This is a genomic window from Pseudomonas sp. GW821-FHT11D10 (genome assembly GCF_058808435.1).
On sequence record NZ_JBXARR010000004.1, the window covers coordinates 104,879 to 123,276 of the forward strand.

Annotated in this window: 17 protein-coding genes; 7 read left to right on the forward strand and 10 right to left on the reverse strand. The window is 58.3% G+C overall.

The features are described from left to right. Window positions 1–32 precede the first annotated feature (32 nt). The 6 genes from AC1RT4_RS14145 to acs form a co-directional block, all read right to left on the reverse strand. Entirely contained in the window at window positions 33–797 is a 765-nt protein-coding gene (locus AC1RT4_RS14145) for an ABC transporter ATP-binding protein (RefSeq protein ID WP_003227281.1), read from the reverse strand. Window positions 798–820: 23 nt separating this feature from the next. Further along, complete coding sequence (locus AC1RT4_RS14150) at window positions 821–1,933, reverse strand: succinylglutamate desuccinylase/aspartoacylase family protein (RefSeq protein WP_493085801.1); 1,113 nt, start codon at window positions 1,931–1,933, stop codon at window positions 821–823. 1 nt (window position 1,934) lies between these two features. Then, window positions 1,935–2,633, reverse strand: a complete 699-nt coding sequence (locus AC1RT4_RS14155; protein WP_249482422.1) for an ABC transporter permease — start codon at window positions 2,631–2,633, stop codon at window positions 1,935–1,937. Continuing rightward, window positions 2,630–3,319: an ABC transporter permease gene (locus tag AC1RT4_RS14160; protein ID WP_007951063.1), complete on the reverse strand. Its 690-nt coding sequence runs from the start codon at window positions 3,317–3,319 to the stop codon at window positions 2,630–2,632. Before AC1RT4_RS14160 ends, AC1RT4_RS14155 begins: the two co-directional genes overlap by 4 nt. Before the next feature lie 91 nt (window positions 3,320–3,410). Then, a complete protein-coding gene (locus AC1RT4_RS14165; RefSeq protein WP_011335541.1) occupies window positions 3,411–4,184 on the reverse strand; it encodes an ABC transporter substrate-binding protein in 774 nt (257 codons plus the stop codon). 561 nt (window positions 4,185–4,745) lie between these two features. After that, window positions 4,746–6,701: an acetate--CoA ligase gene (acs, locus tag AC1RT4_RS14170; protein WP_207983697.1), complete on the reverse strand. Its 1,956-nt coding sequence runs from the start codon at window positions 6,699–6,701 to the stop codon at window positions 4,746–4,748. Between the two features lie 404 nt (window positions 6,702–7,105). Here acs and AC1RT4_RS14175 point away from each other — a divergent pair, with 404 nt between their 5' ends. The 5 genes from AC1RT4_RS14175 (at window position 7,106) to AC1RT4_RS14195 (ending at window position 12,031) form a co-directional block, all read left to right on the forward strand. Then, window positions 7,106–7,366: a DUF2790 domain-containing protein gene (locus AC1RT4_RS14175; RefSeq protein WP_085709715.1), complete on the forward strand. Its 261-nt coding sequence runs from the start codon at window positions 7,106–7,108 to the stop codon at window positions 7,364–7,366. Between the two features lie 553 nt (window positions 7,367–7,919). After that, window positions 7,920–9,170: a ribonucleotide-diphosphate reductase subunit beta gene (locus AC1RT4_RS14180; RefSeq protein ID WP_007951068.1), complete on the forward strand. Its 1,251-nt coding sequence runs from the start codon at window positions 7,920–7,922 to the stop codon at window positions 9,168–9,170. 347 nt (window positions 9,171–9,517) lie between these two features. Next, window positions 9,518–10,048, forward strand: a complete 531-nt coding sequence (locus AC1RT4_RS14185) for a BRO-N domain-containing protein (RefSeq protein WP_493086359.1) — start codon at window positions 9,518–9,520, stop codon at window positions 10,046–10,048. 114 nt (window positions 10,049–10,162) lie between these two features. After that, a complete protein-coding gene (locus tag AC1RT4_RS14190; RefSeq protein ID WP_493085805.1) occupies window positions 10,163–10,876 on the forward strand; it encodes an HNH endonuclease in 714 nt (237 codons plus the stop codon). 168 nt (window positions 10,877–11,044) lie between these two features. Continuing rightward, entirely contained in the window at window positions 11,045–12,031 is a 987-nt protein-coding gene (locus AC1RT4_RS14195; RefSeq protein ID WP_493086361.1) for a hypothetical protein, read from the forward strand. A 3-nt stretch (window positions 12,032–12,034) separates the two neighbouring features. Here the strand turns inward: AC1RT4_RS14195 and AC1RT4_RS14200 are convergent, their stop codons facing one another. Both AC1RT4_RS14200 and AC1RT4_RS14205 read right to left on the reverse strand, forming a co-directional pair. Continuing rightward, window positions 12,035–13,231: a hypothetical protein gene (locus AC1RT4_RS14200; protein ID WP_493085807.1), complete on the reverse strand. Its 1,197-nt coding sequence runs from the start codon at window positions 13,229–13,231 to the stop codon at window positions 12,035–12,037. 63 nt (window positions 13,232–13,294) lie between these two features. Beyond that, a complete protein-coding gene (locus AC1RT4_RS14205) occupies window positions 13,295–14,110 on the reverse strand; it encodes a sulfite exporter TauE/SafE family protein (RefSeq protein WP_493085809.1) in 816 nt (271 codons plus the stop codon). 112 nt (window positions 14,111–14,222) lie between these two features. Here AC1RT4_RS14205 and AC1RT4_RS14210 point away from each other — a divergent pair, with 112 nt between their 5' ends. Continuing rightward, the gene (locus AC1RT4_RS14210) at window positions 14,223–14,990 is read left to right on the forward strand and encodes an AraC family transcriptional regulator (protein WP_493085811.1); all 768 of its coding nucleotides are present in this window, start codon (window positions 14,223–14,225) and stop codon (window positions 14,988–14,990) included. A 93-nt stretch (window positions 14,991–15,083) separates the two neighbouring features. Beyond that, window positions 15,084–15,398 carry a helix-turn-helix domain-containing protein gene (locus AC1RT4_RS14215; protein ID WP_493085814.1) on the forward strand — a complete coding sequence of 105 codons (315 nt, stop codon included), beginning with the start codon at window positions 15,084–15,086 and terminating at the stop codon, window positions 15,396–15,398. Window positions 15,399–15,490: 92 nt separating this feature from the next. Here AC1RT4_RS14215 and AC1RT4_RS14220 read toward each other — a convergent pair whose 3' ends face one another. Both AC1RT4_RS14220 and AC1RT4_RS14225 read right to left on the reverse strand, forming a co-directional pair. After that, window positions 15,491–17,008, reverse strand: coding sequence for an amidase family protein (locus AC1RT4_RS14220; protein ID WP_493085816.1), 1,518 nt, complete (start codon window positions 17,006–17,008; stop codon window positions 15,491–15,493). 112 nt (window positions 17,009–17,120) lie between these two features. Beyond that, a complete protein-coding gene (locus AC1RT4_RS14225; protein ID WP_493085818.1) occupies window positions 17,121–18,194 on the reverse strand; it encodes an MBL fold metallo-hydrolase in 1,074 nt (357 codons plus the stop codon). Between the last annotated feature and the right edge of the window lie 204 nt (window positions 18,195–18,398).

The window sequence follows — 18,398 nt, forward strand, 5'->3', positions numbered from 1 at the left end:
GCATGACCTAATTTGGTGCATAACGGGAGCGATTACTTGAGGCTGCCCGAGAGGAATTGTTGCAAACGTTCCGATTGCGGATTGACCAGCACTTCACGCGGGTTGCCGCTTTCTTCGACGACGCCTTTGTGCAGGAACACCAGCTGGTTCGACACTTCACGGGCGAAGCCCATTTCGTGGGTCACCACCACCATGGTGCGGCCTTCCTGAGCGAGGGCCTGCATAACTTTCAGCACATCGCCGACCAATTCCGGGTCGAGGGCCGAAGTCGGCTCGTCGAACAGCATTACTTCCGGTTCCATCGCCAGCGCACGGGCGATTGCCACGCGCTGCTGCTCGCCACCGGACATGTGCCCCGGGAACGCGTCCTTACGATGAGCCACGCCGACCTTGTTCAGGTAGTGCTCGGCTTTCTCGCGGGCCTCGGCCTTGGAAACGCCAAGGACGTGAACCGGCGCTTCCATGATGTTTTCCAGCGCGGTCATGTGCGACCACAGGTTGAAGTGCTGGAACACCATCGACAGGCGCGAACGCATGCGTTGCAGCTGTTTCGGATCAGCGGCTTTCAGCGCGCCGTCCTTGTTCGCGACCAGCTTCAACTCTTCGTTGTTGAGCAGGATCTTGCCCGCGTGCGGCTGCTCGAGCAGGTTGATGCAGCGCAGGAAAGTACTTTTGCCGGAGCCACTGGAGCCGATGATGCTGATCACATCGCCGGCGGCCGCTTTCAGGGAAACGCCCTTGAGCACTTCGTGACTGCCATAGCGTTTATGCAGGTCTTGGACTTCAAGTTTGTACATGCGGTCGGTTCTCACAAAAACAGTCAGTCGTTGAGCAAAGGGCCGTCGCGCAGCGCATCGCGCCCCGCCACTTTGGCCAGCCAGAAACCGGGTTGGGCGTAACGCAGCCGCTCAATGGCAAACAGCACCCCGGACGTACCAGCACACACCGTGCTGACCCGATCCGACAGCGGATCGATCACTTCGAAAATCTTGTCACCGGCTTCAACCCACTCGCCGGGCTTGCGCAGAAAACTCACCACGCCCGGATGCGGCGGCAGGAGCAATTCAGTGCCCTCGAACGGCATGCCTTCGCACGGTTCGTGTGCCGCGCTCGGCCATTCGCCACGGATCAGGCCCTGCTCGGCGAGGAACGCCAGAATGCCTGCTGCCCAGGCTTCGGCTTGCGCCGGCGTGGTGTCAGCCTGACCGCCGAGTTCAACGGTGGTTGCCAGGCACGCCAGTGGAATCTGCGCGTCCGGGAACAGCCGCGACAGACGCAGCCACGGCAGCGAACAGGCTTCGTCGAACGAGCTGCCGCCAGAATCTTCCGCCAGCAGGCCGACTTTCACATCCAGGTGCGCGGCGAGCGAACGCCACTGCGGCCAATGCTGCGGCAAGGCGTACATGTGCAGCGCGGCTTCGCAGTCGCAATGCAAGTCCAGCACGACATCGGCGGTGGCGGCATGTTGCAGCAGGATGCGCTGCATGCCTTGCAACTGGCTGCTGGCCTCAGGCAGTGCGGCCAGGTGATCGGCCATTGCTTGACGGATCAGGCGGATGTTGGCGTGCGGATCATCACCGAGTTGTCCTTCCAGCTTGGCGGCCACCGGCGCGCTGAGCTCGACGAAATCACGGTTGAAATTCTTGCCGCTGCCGGCCTCGAAACGACCCTGATGGTTGCCTTGCAGCAACTGGCCTAGACCCAGCGGGTTGGCCACGGGCACCAGTTCGATGACGCCGTTGAGCAGGCCCTTGGCTTCGAGTTCGCCAAGGCGTTTTTTCAGTTCCCAGGCGGTGCGCATGCCGGGCAGTTCGTCAGCGTGGAGGCTGGCCTGGATGTAGGCCTTGCGCTCACCGCTGCCGAAGCGAAATACCGAAATCCGGCGCTCGCTGCCCAGGTGGCTCCACGGCAGAACGTGGTCGATGCGTTCCATATCAGTGCTTCCTCGGGGCCAGGTAGCTCAGCCAGCGACGCTCGGCCAGCTTGAACAGGCGCACCAGAATGAAGGTCAGGCACAGGTAGAACACGCCGGCGGTGATGTACGCCTCGAACGGCAGGTAGAACTGCGCGTTGACGGTACGGGCCGCGCCGGTGATGTCGATCAGGGTCACGATGGACGCCAGACTGGTGGTCTGCAGCATCATGATCACTTCGTTGCTGTACTGCGGCAGCGCCCGGCGCAGGGCCGATGGCAGCAGGATGCGCTGGTACATCTTGAAGCGCGACATGCCCATGGCCTTGGCCGCTTCAATCTCGCCGTTCGGCGTGGCCTTGAGGCTGCCGGCGATGATTTCGGCGGTGTAGGCGCTGGTGTTGATCGCGAACGCCAGGCACGCACAGAACGTTGCGCTGGACAGCCACGGCCAGAGGAAGCTTTCACGTACCGCTTCGAACTGGGCCAGACCGTAGTAGATCAGGAACAGTTGAACCAGCATCGGCGTGCCGCGAATCACGTAAGTGAAGAGCCACGCCGCGCCGTTGACCACGGCGTTCTTGGACACACGCATCAGCCCCAGCGGCAGGGCCGCAAGCAGACCGAAGAACAGCGACAGCGCGAGCAACTTGAGGGTGGTGACCAGACCGCCGAGGTACAGCGGCAGGGCCTCCCAAATGACGTTGTAGTCGAAGATCATAGATCAGCCGCCCTTACGCCTACCGAGTAGCGCTTCTCAAGGTGACGCAGTGCCAGCAACGAGACACTGGTGATCACCAGGTACATCGCCGCCACTGCGAGGAAGAAGGTGAAAGGCTCGCGGGTGGCGTCGGCCGCCTGCTTGGCCTTGAACATCATGTCTTGCAGACCGACCACGGAAATCAGCGCGGTAGCCTTGGTCAGCACCAGCCAGTTGTTGGTGAAGCCCGGAATCGCCAGACGAATCATCTGCGGCACCAGCACGCGGAAGAACACCTGGAAGCTGCTCATGCCGTACGCCATGCCGGCTTCGGCCTGACCTTTGGGGATCGCCATGAACGCGCCGCGGAAGGTTTCCGACAGGTACGCACCGAAGATGAAGCCGAGGGTGCCGATACCGGCGGCCAGCGGGTTCAGGTCGATGTAGTCGTCATAGCCGAGCATCGGTGCGACGCGGTTGAGCAGGTCCTGACCGCCGTAGAAGATCAGCAGGATCAGCACCAGGTCGGGAATCCCGCGAATCACCGTGGAATACAGATCGCCCAGCCACGCCAGCCAGCGCACCGGCGACAGGCGCAACGCGACGCCGATCAGCCCGAGAACGATGGCCAGGGCCATGGACGACAAGGCGAGCTGAAGCGTCAGCCAAGCGCCATCGAGGATGACAGCCCCGTAGCCTTTCAACATGATTCAGGTCCTCGAAAGTTGGGATGAAAAAATGGCGCAAACCGCAGAGATCCTGTTGCTTGCGCCATTTCGGACGGGTCGAGCGACGTCTTTACTTGCCGTAAATGTCGAAGTCGAAGTACTTGTCCTGGATTGCCTTGTACTTGCCGTTCTCGCGGATGGCCGCGATGGCGGTGTTGATCTTGTCTTTCAGGGCGTCGCCCTTGCGTACTGCGATGCCTACGCCGTCGCCGAAGTATTTGACGTCGGTGAACGCCGGGCCCACGAACGCGAAGCCTTTGCCGGCGTCGGTTTTCAGGAAGCCGTCATTCAACAGCGTAGCGTCCGCCACGGTGCCGTCGAGGCGGCCGGCGGCCACGTCGAGGTAGATTTCGTTCTGCGAGCCATACGGCTTGATCTCGGCACCCAGCGGGGCCAGGACTTCGCGGGCGAAGCGCTCGTGGATCGAACCACGCTGCACGCCGATGTTCTTGCCTTTCAGCTCAGCCAGACCTTCGCTGACCTGAGTGCCTTCCTTCATCACGAGGCGGGCCGGGGTGTTGTAGTACTTGTTGGTGAAGTCCACGGACTTCTTGCGGTCGTCAGTGATGGACATGGACGACAGGATCGCGTCGATCTTGCGCACTTTCAGTGCCGGGATCAGACCGTCGAACTCTTGCTCGACCCACTGGCACTTGACCTTCATTTCTTCGCACAGCGCGTTGCCGATGTCGTAGTCGAAACCGACGATGCTGCCGTCCGGCGCTTTGGAGGCGAATGGAGGGTAAGCCGCTTCGATACCGATTTTCAGAGGCTTTTCATCGGCGAATGTCGGCAGGGACAGCACGGACAGTGCCAGGGCGCCAAGCAGCACAAGTTTCTTCATCTTGGGACTCCATCGGTAAAGGGCAAAAACGGCAGAGTGAGCGACAGCCCAATATGCGAATGGGTGAAACAGAAAAGCGGTGCTGCATCCGTGGGAAATTTCCCATTGAAACCGTTAGCGATTTCAACACGAGCCACGACGAGCGAGTGATCGGCATTCTAACGACAGGCCCGAAGCCGATATTTCTTCAATGCGACAACTAATTACAGATGCACCGAGAAACCCGCTTGAGCACATTGACAGCCCCGCAATTTCATGCAAGAGCGAAAGACAGTGAACCGATCTATGCTGCAAATTGCGGGCCTATTATTCGCAAACCCTTCTAATCCGGCAAGCGCGGGGTTATGTCTTATTTTTCACCGGGGGTTTTGAGGCCCGAAAGCGGGGCAATGCGTTTCCGGACGCCCCGTTGCGGAGCAGGCGGTTACACATTCAGTTACTTGAAGGCTGACGGGTAACAGTGGGAATGCTCTGACAGGTGAAACCGATAATTATTGGAAAACAAAAAAGCCCCGCCCGGCGCAATGCCGGACGGGGCTTTTCTTTATCCAGACCCGCCGCTTACGCGACGTTCATGGTCTTGTGCGTATCGATCAGATGCTGCACCACACCCGGATCGGCCAGGGTGGAGATGTCGCCCAACCCTTCGTATTCGGCGGTCGCGATCTTGCGCAGGATACGGCGCATGATCTTGCCCGAACGAGTCTTCGGCAGCCCCGGCGCCCACTGGATCACGTCCGGCGAAGCAATCGGCCCGATCTCCTTGCGCACCCAGTTCTTCAGTTCCAGGCGCAGTTGCTCGCTCGGCTCTTCGCCATTTTTCAGAGTGACGTAGACATAAATGCCCTGCCCCTTGATGTCGTGCGGCACACCGACCACCGCCGCTTCGGCGACTTTCGGGTGAGCGACCATTGCGCTTTCGATCTCGGCAGTACCCATGCGGTGACCGGACACGTTGAGCACGTCGTCCACGCGACCGGTGATCCAGTAGTAACCATCGGCATCGCGACGAGCGCCGTCACCGGTGAAGTACATGCCACGGAAGGTCTTGAAGTAGGTGTCGACGAAACGGTCATGGTCACCGTACAGGGTGCGCGCCTGACCTGGCCACGAATCGAGAATCACCAGATTGCCTTCGGCCTCGCCCTCGATGATGTTGCCGAGGTTGTCCACCAGCGCCGGCACCACACCAAAGAACGGACGCGCGGCCGAACCCGGTTTCAGCCCATGAGCGCCCGGCAGCGGACTCATCATGTTGCCGCCGGTTTCGGTCTGCCACCAGGTATCGACGATCGGGCAACGGGACTTGCCGACGTTCTTGTAGTACCAGTCCCAGGCTTCCGGGTTGATCGGCTCGCCGACCGAACCGAGCAGACGCAGGCTGCTGCCGTCCGCGCCTTCAACAGCAGCGGTGCCGGAGGCCATCATCGCGCGGATCGCGGTCGGCGCGGTGTAGAGGATGTTGACCTTATGCTTGTCGACGATCTTCGCCACCCGGGTGATGTCCGGATAGTTCGGCACGCCTTCGAACAGCAGCGTGGTCGCGCCGTTGGCCAGCGGGCCGTAGACGATGTAGGAATGGCCGGTGACCCAGCCGACGTCGGCGGTGCACCAGTAGATTTCGCCCGGACGGTAGTCGAACACGCGCTCGTGGGTCATCGCCGCATACAACAGATAACCGCCGGTGGTGTGCTGCACGCCCTTCGGCTTGCCGGTAGAGCCGGAGGTATAAAGGATGAACAGCGCTTCTTCGGCGCCCATCTCTTTCGGCGCGCAGACAGTGCCCGCCACTTTCATCAGGTCTTCGTACCAGATGTCGCGATGCTGGTTCCACTTGATGTCGCCGCCGGTGCGCTTGCACACGATGACTTTCTGGATGCTGCTGGTTTCCGGGTTGGTCAGGGCGTCGTCGACGTTGGCCTTGAGGGAAATCTTCTTGCCGGCGCGGATGCCTTCGTCAGCGGTGATCACCACTTTCGAGCGGCAGTCGATGATGCGACCGGCCAGGGCTTCCGGCGAGAAACCGCCGAACACCACCGAGTGAATCGCGCCGATCCGGGTGCAGGCCAGCATGGCGACCACGGCTTCGGGGATCATCGGCATATAAATGGTCACCACGTCGCCGCGGTGCACGTCCTGGCCACGCAGGGCGTTGGCGAGTTTGCACACTTGTTCGTGCAGTTCGCGGTAGGTGATGTTGCGGCTTTCGGAAGGATCGTCGCCTTCCCAGATGATGGCGACCTGATCGCCGCGCTCGGCCAGATGACGGTCGAGGCAGTTGTAGGAAACGTTCAGGGTGCCGTCGGCAAACCACTTGATGTCGACATGGTGATCGTCGAACGAAGTCTGTTTCACCGTGGTGAAAGGCTTGATCCAGTCGAGGCGCTTGGCTTGTTCGCGCCAGAAGCCGTCAGGGTTGACGACCGACTGTTGGTACATGGCTTTGTAGGTCGCCTCGTCGGTCAGCGTATTGGCCAGAACCTCGGGACGAACGGGATACAGGGAAGCCGCACTCATCTTTCCTACCTCGGTGTAATAGTTGTTTTTGTATGACCCTGTTGTAGCCGGGGCGCCCGTATAGAACCATTCGACGATGGTAGTAACAAGCCCCTACAAAATGTGGCGATTGCCGCGAATCCCGTCGGCCACGGCCTTTCAGGCATTGGCCCGGGCCGGGATATTTTGATTTTCGGCGGATTGTTACCAAATCTGCCAAAGGTGTTTATCAAAACCGGGTCTGTTTACCCCTACCCCGCCTCCCTAAAATTCACCTCGCCGACAAGGCAAAGCGATTAACAACGTTACAGCCCCCACGAAGGCCGTTAATCCAGCTCTGAAGTAACAAACCAAACGATGAAGTTCCACACGCAACCCCAAAAAGGTTGCGTGACCCCACTCGACCTCAAGAAGGTAAATTTCAAATGAAAGCTTTATTGGTTCTGGCCCTCAGCAGTCTGTGCGCAACCGCCATGGCAGACGAGGTCCCGACTGATGTCGCACAGCAACAACCGGCCATCGAGGAATACACTTACTCCACTCACCTGGACATCGCCAAAGTTGTATCGATGAGCGAAGTTCCAAATGTCTGCGAAGTAGTACCGATGAAAATGGAGTACGACGACTCCACCGGCCAGCGCCACATCCTGCGTTACAGCGTGATGGGTAACGGCTGCACCAATTGATGGTTTGAGACTGCACCGAATCGGATCACTCAACGCAACATCGAGGGTCGATTCCAGCCCGGCTTCGGTCGGGCTCAGTTGTGTTTGAAGCGACGTAAAAGGGTTGCAAAACACAAGATATAGTGAAAAACGCGGTTTTTTGCTCGTTTTTTGAGCAATCAATCACACGCAGAAAAATTAATGAAAAAAAATTCTCCGGGACCAATCCCGGCGAAAGCCCTGTAAACCCTCGCTCCAATCGAAATCACCCGCGCGATCGACCACCCTGCGCTGTTTCGCCCTCCCCCACGCCCGTGTTTTTTCCCTATAATGCCGCCCAATCGGGTCAGCAATATTCCCTTACAGGGATCAAAGCCATTCTGAAGCCCCGCAGCAGCGACAACGCTGACCTGCGCCCGTCAGAGGCTCTCGGAAACCCGTAAAAATTTTCTGTTTATTGCCTGCGTAGCACCGCTGCAAAAAACGACATCCAACGCGGCCTGTACGGCCGTGTGAAAAACCAACCAATCAGTTTTCACACGGGCACAGGCCCTCACGCAGGAGACGACACGTCATGCTGAGCTGGGACGAATTCGACAAAGAAGACAGTGAAGTAGCAGCAGTGAAAGGCGCCAACGCCGGCCACGCTAGCGAAGCCAACATGGACCGCCTCGACAGCGCCGGCGGTGCCGCCGCCCTCGAAGCCCGCGCCGTGACCGCCGAAGACTCGGCCGCCGTGGCCCGCGCCAAGGCTGCACTGGATTCCCTCGACGTTGCCGAAGGCCTCGCCGAACTCGAAGGCTCCGCCGCCCGTGTCGCCGTTGACGAAAAGCGCATGATCAACTGCCGCGCCGACCTCAACCAGCTCGTACCATTCAAGTACGACTGGGCCTGGCAGAAATACCTGGACGGCTGCGCAAACCACTGGATGCCGCAAGAAGTCAACATGACCGCCGACATCGCCCTCTGGAAAAACCCGGAAGGCCTGACCGACGACGAGCGCCGCATCGTGATGCGCAACCTCGGCTTCTTCTCCACCGCCGACTCCCTGGTTGCCAACAACCTGGCCCTGGCCGTGTACCGCCTGATCACCAACCCGGAATGCCGCCAGTACATCCTGCGCCAGGCATTCGAAGAGGCGATCCACACCCACGCCTACCAGTACTGCATCGAATCGCTGGGCATGGATGAAGGCGAGATCTTCAACATGTACCACGAGATCCCGTCGGTCGCGAAAAAAGCCGCCTGGGGCCTGAAATACACCCGCGCCATCTCCGACCCGGAATTCAACACCGGCACCGTCGAAACCGACAAAGAACTGCTGCGCAACCTGATCGCCTACTACTGCGTTCTGGAAGGCATCTTCTTCTACTGCGGCTTCACCCAGATCCTCTCCATGGGCCGCCGCAACAAAATGACCGGCGTCGCCGAGCAGTTCCAGTACATCCTGCGCGACGAATCCATGCACCTGAACTTCGGCATCGACGTGATCAACCAGATCAAAATCGAAAACCCACACCTGTGGGATGCCGAAATGAAGGAAGAAGCTTCGCAGATGATCCTGCAGGGCACCCAGCTGGAAATCGAATACGCCCGCGACACCATGCCTCGCGGCGTACTGGGCATGAACGCGGCGATGATGGAGGACTACCTGAAGTTCATCGCTAACCGTCGCCTGTCGCAGATCGGTTTGAAGGAAGAGTACCCAGGGACGACTAACCCGTTCCCTTGGATGAGCGAGATCATGGACTTGAAGAAAGAGAAGAATTTCTTTGAGACTCGTGTGATCGAATACCAAACTGGTGGTGCGTTGAGCTGGGACTGATAGTCTCGCTCGCCACGATTTGATGACTGCTGCTTGAGTCGTCGAATTGAGAAAACAAAAAGCCCCGATTTTATCGGGGCTTTTTTATGGGCGACTGATTGTCCATTTCCGTCCCAACGTTGCAGTGCTCAATCTCCTACAGCACTTACAGCCGCTTCGCATTGAAGCCAACTGCAAGCACCTCTAAGCTCAATTGCAGGTGCCTAAGAAACACCCAACGTAGAAAGCTTGATCAGTCACACAGACGCGTATGCCGTCGGTGGAGCTGCCTCGCTCGTTGGGATTTCTTAAATCCACTCTACGTTGGGGTCAGGCCCTCCAAAAATCTAAACGTAGAGGTAATGGATATGCCCGATCCTTTTTCTGTAACAGTCTTCTCGCGTCACAACCTCGCGCTACACACCCTTCTGCTCGAAAACCAAGCGTGGTTCTGCGCCCGCGATGTGGGTCGTTTGATGGGTGTCCATCTGTGCGAACGCATGGTCAACAAACTAGATAAGGACCAACGTCGCGTTTTGTGGATTGAGTATTTTCGGCAACCCGAAAAGCAGCTGATGCTCAGTGAGTCCGGTGTGTATGCGCTGCTGGTGTATCACTATGTCCCGGGGAACCGGTTGTTAAGGGAATGGTTAACTCTGCAGGTGGTACCGGCCTTGCGTGATGCAGAACACTCGGGACATTCAGATCGGCCGAAGTTGAGTTTGTTGGATTGGCCGGAGATGTCGTTGAGCCTGCTGCATTGGCAGGATGAAGGCTGGATTCGGCTGCGGGACATGCCTTATCTGCTGAACGATCAGACACAACGACGGACACCGGGGAAGCCTTGGTGGAGAAAGGTTCCGCAGGTGTTTCAGTCTTCGAGGCATTCCATGGGCTAGTGATGGTGGTTGTAGGACTTCGCGAGATCCGTCGTTATTTTCTGTAGGAATTTTCGTAGACATCTGTAATGGCCACTCAGTATCGTCCGAGGGTTTTCAACCCTCGGCGATTGTATGGATACGGAAAAAACTAATAGCGATTGGAGTGATGTAGAGATTCAGGCTGCGGTCGATGCCTACCTCAAGATGCTGGCGCGTGAGCAGAGCGGCCAAAAATTCGTCAAGACTGAGGAAAATCGCATTCTGCGTGAAGGCCCACTCGCCGGCCGGACGAAGGGTTCTGTCGAATTTCGGATGCAGAACATTTCTACCGTGTTGGTAGAAATGGGTCGAAAGCGAATTGAAGGCTACAAACCTGCCAAGAATGTTGGTGCGAATGTAGCGCGTAGCATCCGTAAAGCACTTGATGATTCCACCGTTCTGACGCTTGAAGATTCTGATCCAACTGCGGACGAAGCGATACTAGAACAACGCGCAGACAAATTTGAGCGAACGCAATTTGATTACGTCCCCAAAGGGATAAAGACACCACTCCAAACGACGTCCACCAGAAAGGTTTACTTTCGTGATCCCGAATTGAGGGGCTGGGTTCGTCAGGAAGCCAATGGGAAGTGCGAAGGTTGTGGCGAAGAAGCGCCATTTAAGAAGAATGGAAAACCATTTCTTGAAGTTCATCACGTAAAGCATATGTCGCAAGAAGGATCGGACCAGCCTTCGAATGTCGTGGCGCTGTGCCCCAACTGTCACCAACGTTGCCACCATTCGGATGACAGAGAGGCTTTCACTGCTTGGCTGTATAACAACGTTGGAAGACTCGAAAGGGAATAATCGCGGTTTATCTGACTAATCGCGTTTGCTGATTTTTGGGCTGCTCCGCAGCCCAACGGGAGCTGGCTCACGCACACAGACTTTGCATCATCCCGAAAACAATCAGTGCAACCCACCCCACCACTCGCTATTAATACCCCTCCCCCACTCAAGGACCCGAGCCCCACCATGAAATTCGATCTCGCCTACTGCCTCAGCCTCGACGACAAGTTGTCGATCTATGACGTTCGCGATCTCAATTTCGATGAGACGGTGGCGTTCGATTCTGCGAAGGAACACTTCCAGTGCCCCAACGACGCCTGTCGTTCGGCGTTCGATGTGTCCAACGAATTGGGCACGTTCAACGCCAAGAACGTGAATTACGTGCGCACGCCGCACTTCAAGAATCTGCCCGGGACGCAGCATGTGGCGGGTTGTCCGTATGTGAGTTTGAAGACGTCGGCGTCGGGGGTTGAGGCGGCGGATGGGGAATTGGATGACGGTCGGGAGGAATATTTCCCGTCGGAGTTGTTGCTGACGCGCCGTGAGTATGTGCGCAAGCCTGCCGCGCTTGCGGGGGCGGCGGATGTGTTGCGGGATGATCCGGTGCGGGTGGCGGCTCCCCCCTCAAAAGAATCGCCGAGTCGTGAGACGGCGCCGGACAAGACCAGTGTCTTCGCTCATCCCGTGGAGTGTTTTGTGTCGAACTTCGCGGACAAGGATTTGCTCAAGCGCATGCCGTTGAAGATTGGCGAGCATACGGCGCCGTACAGTTCGTTCTTCAAGAAGATCGAGTATTTGATGGACAACAAGGGGCTGATTTACTGGGGCCGGATCAAGAAGATCGAGGATTTTCACAGCGCCAGTTTCCGGATCGATTTCGAGGACAAGGTCTGGTTCAAGAAACCGGATGACAGCAAGAAGAAGCCTTATCCGGTCAGTGTCTATCTCAACAAAAAGCTGATCGACAACTACCGCAAGCGCAAAGCGTTTCTGGAAGAGATCAAGCACGCGATCGACAGTGATAAGGAGTTGTTCTGCTTCTTCTATGGTGTGACGCCGGAGTTGAAGCAGGTGCCGGGCAAGAAGAACCCCGAAAAGCCTTTCGAGGTCTTCAATGCCAATATCGAGAACCTGGATCACTTCATTATTCGTGAAGCGCCGGGTCTGGCGTGATGGTTAACCCTGGGGCAGTTGCAGTTTGACGGCGCCGGGGTGTTGTTTGATGAGGGAGTACGGCAGGACTGACCAGTCCGGTGCATCGCAGGCGCGGGCGACGCGAGCGAAGTAGGCGCCCAGGTACAGGCCTTTCGGGGTGAAGTGCCAGGACGGATAACCCCAGATGCTTTCATCGGTGTAGTCGCAACTGTCCTCATCGCCCTCCGCCGGTTTCTTCATTTCATCTGGGTAGAGCGCGGTGAGTTGTTTGATCAGCCACGGCACCAGCACTTCGCGCTGGTAAGTCGAGCGCGCTGCACTTTCTTTTTCGTTCAGCGGCTGATCGCCCAGGCTGTCGCGCTCGGCGTGCAGCAAAGGTTTGCCCTGGCCTACCCACAGCACATCTTCCAGCGACAACGGATGACCGGTGTTCACGTCGATGTTGAGCGGCGAATCGCCGAAGTCCGGATGTGCGCCGCCGCAGTAATAACTGGTCGAGATGTTCAGGCTGACCACAGCCGGCGAGATCAATTGCGGTTGTGCCTGCTGCATGAACTCGACGTTTTCTCCGCCCTGCAACTGGCAGCCGTGATAGCTGATGACCTCGCTCCACAAGCGCCCGAGCAACTGTTGGTTGACCCGCTGCAGGTCATCTTTCGGCAGGCCGGATTCCACGGTAAACAACGCAATTTTCGACTCGGGCTCCGTCCACCATTGTAGGGTGTAGCCCATGAAGTTTTCTTTCTTCGTGGCTTTGAGCTTGAGCCCCTGTAGCCGCAGATATTCGTACGGCTCGCTGGCGGGCAGCGTGGCGATGAAGGGCAACGTGGCGGAGGTCGGCGCCGCGAGTTTGGCTTCGAAGAGTTGCACGGCAAGTTTTTTGCCCTGAGGGCTTTGCCATTCGCCCTGCCAGCCGTTGGCGGTTTCTTCCAACTTGAGAGTCGGCAAAGGCTTGTCATCGCCGTAACGATTGTTGCCCTCGACCAGCGTCAGCGTGCTGTCCTGCAACGCGCCACTGAGGGGCAAGTCGCGGTGATACTTCTCGTAGAAGTAACGACCAGTCACTTCGTCCTGCTGCTGGGTGTTGAGTTCAACCACAATCGGCGTCTTGCCCAGCGTGCCGGTAAACACACGTCTGCCGTCATCAGCCTGAGCGGTGGAAAGCATTGAAAACAGCACGGCGGTGTATGGCGCCAGGCGCAACAGTCCCTTGAGCATGGATCGATCCCTGAGTGAATAAGGCTGCGGAGTATGCAGAGGATGCGCGCAGGAATCGAGGTGCTACTTCAGTGTCATGCCCAGCATCACGATGATGAGTAGCGCGATATACACCCAAGCATGCACCCGATCCGGTATCCGCCCGATCCACGGCGTGGCCAGTCGAATCCCCAGCATCGAGCCCAGCGTCAACACCGCAAACGCCAGCAGATCCACATATCCGATAAACCATGGCCCGAGGTCTGTCTCGCTGTATCCCGCCAACATCATGTACGTCAGGGTTCCCGCCAGCGCCACTGGCACGCTTAACGGATTGGCCATCGACGTCGCCTGCGACATGCTCAACCCGCAACGCCGCAATAACGGCACGGTCATGACGCTTCCTCCTACACCGAGAAAGGTTGCGATGGCGCCAATGCCTACACCGCCGCCGGACGTTTCCAGTGTTCTCAATCGACGTGGGATGGTGCCTTCGGACTGTGTGAGAAATCCGCGTCGCAGCAGGCAATCAACAATCGTCACGCCGAGGTAGGCGATGAAGGCATAACGAATGACTTCGCCGCTGACCCACACCGCTGCGATTGCGCCAACGACCGCGCCCAAACCAATGAACCCGCCCAAGGGCCACAGGTAATCACGAATGAGGTTGCCAGCACGGCGATGTTTGCCGGTGGCGACCAGGGCGTTGACGATCATCACGCAGGTCGAGGTGGCGACGGCGATGTGCATGGCGGATTGGCTGATCGGGTCGTCGGCGCCGTGGCTGGCGGTGAGCATGCGATACAGCAGTGGCACGACGACGAAGCCGCCGCCGAAGCCGAAGAGCACGGCGGTGACGCCGGTCAGGCAGCCGAAAAGTGTCAGCAGGAGGTAGAACATGGCGCGTCGTCCGTCGTTTGGGAGGACTCGAAGATAGAGCGTCGGTGCTTGGCCTGCTTCAGCAAGTCAGCCAATAATATTTGCGTTTACGCCAATCGCTGGATGCCGCTCGATGCGCAATGTTTCGATCAATCTGCTGGATGACACACCGCGCCCGGTGGTGGCGATCGGTACGGATTATTCCCACGGCTATCTATTGCCACGTCATACACATCGGCGGGCGCAATTGTTGTACGGCGCGACCGGGGTGATGCAGGTCAGCACGAACGACGGCAACTGGGTGGTGCCGCCGCAGCGGGCGGTGTGGATTCCGCCGGGGGTGGCGCATGAGGTGTTGATGCTCGGGGTCAGCACTCGCAGTTTGTATATCGAGCCGGGCGTGGTGGATCTGGGTGAGCGCTGTCAGGTGATCAGTGTGTCGCCGTTGATGCGGCATTTGCTGATGGAGGCGGTGGAGCTGCCGCTGACCTATGACCTGGCCGGGCGTGACGGCGTGCTGATCGATTTGTTGCTGCATGAATTGGTGCGCAGTGCACCGTTGCCGTTGCATATCCCGCTGCCGTCTGACGGAAGACTGCTCGAACTGTGTCAGATCTTTCTGTATCAGCCGAATGCCCACCAATCACCCCAGCATTGGGCCGATCAGCTGCACGTAAGCTTACGCACCTTCAACAGACTGTTTCGTCAGCAGACCGGCCTGAGTTTCAGTCAATGGCGCCAGCGCGCCTGCGTGGTACTGGCGCTGGCACGCCTGGCGACGGGTGAAGCGGTGACGCGGATTGCCCTGGATTTCGGCTATGACAGCCCGGCGGCGTTCTCGACGATGTTCCGCCGGATCCTCGGTCAGGCACCGTCCGTCTGGTTGGAGGCGGCGAACTAGGGCAAATCAAAAAATGCGTTTGATCCCGGCCGAAAACAACTGTACAAAAACACAGTACATTTTCCATCAGCACTCTCGAGCCCGGAGCACACCATGGCCTCTTCAGCGATGAACCTCATCCTCGAACGTATCGCCCTTTTCCAGTTCACCCCGACCCACTGCGCCCAGGCCCGAGGGATGTTGGGCTGGAGCATTGAACAGTTGTCGCGAGAGGCCAAGGTTTCAGCAGACGACATTCAGCGGTTCGAAGCGCAGCAGGACGTGGCGGATGCGGTGCGGCTGGCGTTGACCTATCGGTTTGAGGCGCAGGGGCTGGTGTTCTTTCCGGGGTTTGCACCGGGGCGTGGGGGGAACATGAGGGGAACTGGCTCTGTTGAAATACGCGGTGAACTGGCAATGGCCGAATAACTCACCGCGCATAATTGCCGGGATGTGATTATTGCTTTGGTTTGATTTCGAAGGCTCCATTGCCATTTGCAAGGGAGCCCTCGTTGGTCTGATTACTCCTTGAACCCCGGATGACGCAGTTCCATCGAAGCCTGTTCGTAGCTGTACGCCATCGCAAACAACTGTGGCTCGCTCCACTGCTGGCCGTAAAAGAACACGGAGGTCGGCGTGTCGTCATCGCTCATGCCCGAGGGCAAGGTGATTGCCGGGTAGCCTGCGGTGGCGGCGGAGAACTGGGAAAAGCCATCCGACTCGGCGAACAGGGCATCCAGATTGTGTTCACGCACCTGCTCATCGATGGCTTCCTTGAAGTTCTGGCTGATGGTGGTAATCAGTGCGCTCGCCTCCTCATGGGAAAGTGCCGACGCGTTGATGGCCTCCAGCATCTGCTGGCCGTGTTGCTCCTCACCGGGGTTGGCCTGGTTGAAGTCGATCAGCGCCTGCAATGAATCGATCAACAGTCCCTGGCGGCTGGCGAGATATTCGGGCAGCTCATGCTTCATGCCGCCCATCAGGCCGTCAACGTAGTCATCGATGTCTGGCAGACGCACAGTCAGCGGGACCAGCGTAGCGCCCTGCTCTTCCAGGGTGGCCATAGCGGCAAGCATCTCCGGACTCGGGGTCAGCTCTGTAGCGTGGGATCCTTTGTACGCAATCGGATAACCGATCCGTTTGCCTTGCAAGGCTTCACTGGAAAGCAGTGCGGTGTAGTCAACGCCAGTTGGGGCATCGGCAGTCGCGCTGTCCGAGGCGTCAATCCCTTGCATGACGTTGAACAGCAGCGCGGCATCTCGCACGGTGCGGGTGAGCGTGCCCGGCGTGTCCTGCAGGCGGGTGATCGGCACGACGCCTGAACGGCTGAACAACCCCAGCGTCGGTTTGACGCCAACCACTCCGGTGGCCGACGCCGGGCAACTGATCGAACCATTGGTTTCAGTCCCCAACGCCAGCGGTGTGAAACCGGCGGCGACTGCTGCTGCCGGGCCGGAGCTGGAACCACAAGTGCTTTCACTCAGCACATGAGGATTTTTCCCCTGACCGCCGCGCCCGCTCCACCCCAAGGGCAGGGCCATGTCACGCATGCCCGACCACTCGCTCATGTTGGCCTTGCCCAACAGAATGGCGCCGGCATCGCGCAGTTGTTTAACCATAAACGCATCTTCAGCCGCCGGTTGCCCGACCATGGCCATTGAACCGGCACTGGTTTGCATACCGTCTGCGGTATCGAAGTTGTCCTTCAACAGAACAGGAATGCCATGCAGCGGGCCACGGAGTTTGCCTTGCGCACGCTCTTCATCCATCGCGGTCGCGATGTCGAGAGCCTGAGGGTTCATTTCGATGATGGCGTTGAGGGTCGGGCCTTGCTTGTCCAGATCCGCAATGCGCGTGATCAGATGTTGAACCAGTGCGACCGAGGTCAGCTCGTTGCTGACCATCATTGCACTCAGCTCGCTGGCGCTGGCGTATTCAAGTGCTGCACTGGAGGGCGCCGCGAAAGCGGCGCTGCTGGTCAGCGTAAGCAGGATGGCCTGCGCCAGCGTGTTCGCGCTGCGTTTAAAGCAGAATTTCATTTTCTAATCCTTGTTTAAGCCAATCACGAGTGAGTCATTTCACTCGCGACCAAGCCTACCGAAGCCGCAGGAAACGGCTGTCAGCAACAAGAATCAGTGCCGGTAGGAAAACTCACCCAGCCTTGTAGCCGCTACAAGCAACGCGCACTTTTTCTGACATCTCCTGTTCCATTTCCAACCACCACGCGTCCCCACGTTGCGGTTGCATCAGGTTGAATGCCTCGCCCATTTTCGGCGTGGTGATCGACACGCTGCGCTCCCAAGCCAAAGCAAGAATGCGGTCGAACGGCTCATGCCACGCGTGCATCGCGAGGTCGAACGTGCCGTTGTGGATCGGGAACAGCCAACGCCCCTTGAGGTCGATGTGGGCTTGCAGGGTTTCTTCGGGTTGCATGTGCACGTAAGGCCACTCGACGTTGTAGGCCCCCGTCTCCATCAGGGTCAGATCGAAGGGGCCGTACTGTTCGCCGATGCGTTTAAAACCGTCGAAGTAGCCACTGTCACCGCTGAAGAAAATTCGCGTGTCGCCGTCGATGATCACCCAGGAAGCCCACAGGGTCTGGTTGCCATCGAACAGGCCACGTCCGGAGAAGTGCTGAGACGGGGTGGCGATGAAGCGGATGCCGGCGACTTCGGTGCCCTGCCACCAGTCGAACTGGCGAACCTTGTTGGCATCGATGCCCCATTTGACCAGGGTGTCGCCGACGCCCAGCGGGGTCAGGAACACGTTGACCTTGTCGGCCAGTTTCAACACCGCTTCGTAGTCGAGGTGGTCGTAGTGGTTGTGCGACAGGATCACCGCTTCGATCGGCGGCAATTCGTCGATGCTGATCGGTGGCTGGTGAAAGCGTTTCGGACCGGCCCATTGCACCGGCGAGGCACGCTCGGCGAACACCGGGTCGGTGATCCAGAATTTATCGTGCAGTTTGAGCAGCAAGGTCGAGTGACCGAGGCGATAAACGCTGTGGTTGGGCGCCGCTATCAGGTCCGCGCGGGTCAGTGGCTGCACCGGAATGGCCGCCGCCGGCCGGGTGTTGCGCGGTTTGTGGAAGATCATGTTCCACATGATCCGCAGCATTTTGCGCACACCTTCGCGCTGCACCGGCGCGTGGTTGCGGAATACACCTTCGGCCTGACGCGAAGGTTCAGGGGTTTGACTGCCCGCAGAAGCAATGGATTTGGCCATGACTGAATGACTCCGGAAACACCGCGTAATTCACGGCTTTCCACGGTGGGACGATAAATGGCCAAGGCACGCACGCATCAGCCGGACATCTGGTTTTAGGGTGCACCGATTAACGCAACGTTACACTGATCGGTGTAGTTTCTAGGTTGCATCAAACCTGATGACAAGTAAACTGCCGAGTGTAATTTCACCTTTTTCCTGCCG

Bases quoted from the DNA above. Each gene is read 5' to 3' on its own strand.
- AC1RT4_RS14180 (WP_007951068.1), top strand. From the start codon at position 7,920: ATGCTGAGCTGGGACGAATTCGACAAAGAAGACAGTGAAGTAGCAGCA.
- AC1RT4_RS14195 (WP_493086361.1), top strand. From the start codon at position 11,045: ATGAAATTCGATCTCGCCTACTGCCTCAGCCTCGACGACAAGTTGTCG.
- AC1RT4_RS14225 (WP_493085818.1), bottom strand. From the start codon at position 18,194: ATGGCCAAATCCATTGCTTCTGCGGGCAGTCAAACCCCTGAACCTTCG.
- AC1RT4_RS14155 (WP_249482422.1), bottom strand. From the start codon at position 2,633: ATGATCTTCGACTACAACGTCATTTGGGAGGCCCTGCCGCTGTACCTC.
- AC1RT4_RS14160 (WP_007951063.1), bottom strand. From the start codon at position 3,319: ATGTTGAAAGGCTACGGGGCTGTCATCCTCGATGGCGCTTGGCTGACG.
- acs (WP_207983697.1), bottom strand. From the start codon at position 6,701: ATGAGTGCGGCTTCCCTGTATCCCGTTCGTCCCGAGGTTCTGGCCAAT.
- AC1RT4_RS14185 (WP_493086359.1), top strand. From the start codon at position 9,518: ATGCCCGATCCTTTTTCTGTAACAGTCTTCTCGCGTCACAACCTCGCG.
- AC1RT4_RS14165 (WP_011335541.1), bottom strand. From the start codon at position 4,184: ATGAAGAAACTTGTGCTGCTTGGCGCCCTGGCACTGTCCGTGCTGTCC.
- AC1RT4_RS14205 (WP_493085809.1), bottom strand. From the start codon at position 14,110: ATGTTCTACCTCCTGCTGACACTTTTCGGCTGCCTGACCGGCGTCACC.
- AC1RT4_RS14210 (WP_493085811.1), top strand. From the start codon at position 14,223: ATGCGCAATGTTTCGATCAATCTGCTGGATGACACACCGCGCCCGGTG.
- AC1RT4_RS14220 (WP_493085816.1), bottom strand. From the start codon at position 17,008: ATGAAATTCTGCTTTAAACGCAGCGCGAACACGCTGGCGCAGGCCATC.
- AC1RT4_RS14150 (WP_493085801.1), bottom strand. From the start codon at position 1,933: ATGGAACGCATCGACCACGTTCTGCCGTGGAGCCACCTGGGCAGCGAG.
- AC1RT4_RS14190 (WP_493085805.1), top strand. From the start codon at position 10,163: ATGGATACGGAAAAAACTAATAGCGATTGGAGTGATGTAGAGATTCAG.
- AC1RT4_RS14145 (WP_003227281.1), bottom strand. From the start codon at position 797: ATGTACAAACTTGAAGTCCAAGACCTGCATAAACGCTATGGCAGTCAC.
- AC1RT4_RS14215 (WP_493085814.1), top strand. From the start codon at position 15,084: ATGGCCTCTTCAGCGATGAACCTCATCCTCGAACGTATCGCCCTTTTC.
- AC1RT4_RS14175 (WP_085709715.1), top strand. From the start codon at position 7,106: ATGAAAGCTTTATTGGTTCTGGCCCTCAGCAGTCTGTGCGCAACCGCC.
- AC1RT4_RS14200 (WP_493085807.1), bottom strand. From the start codon at position 13,231: ATGCTCAAGGGACTGTTGCGCCTGGCGCCATACACCGCCGTGCTGTTT.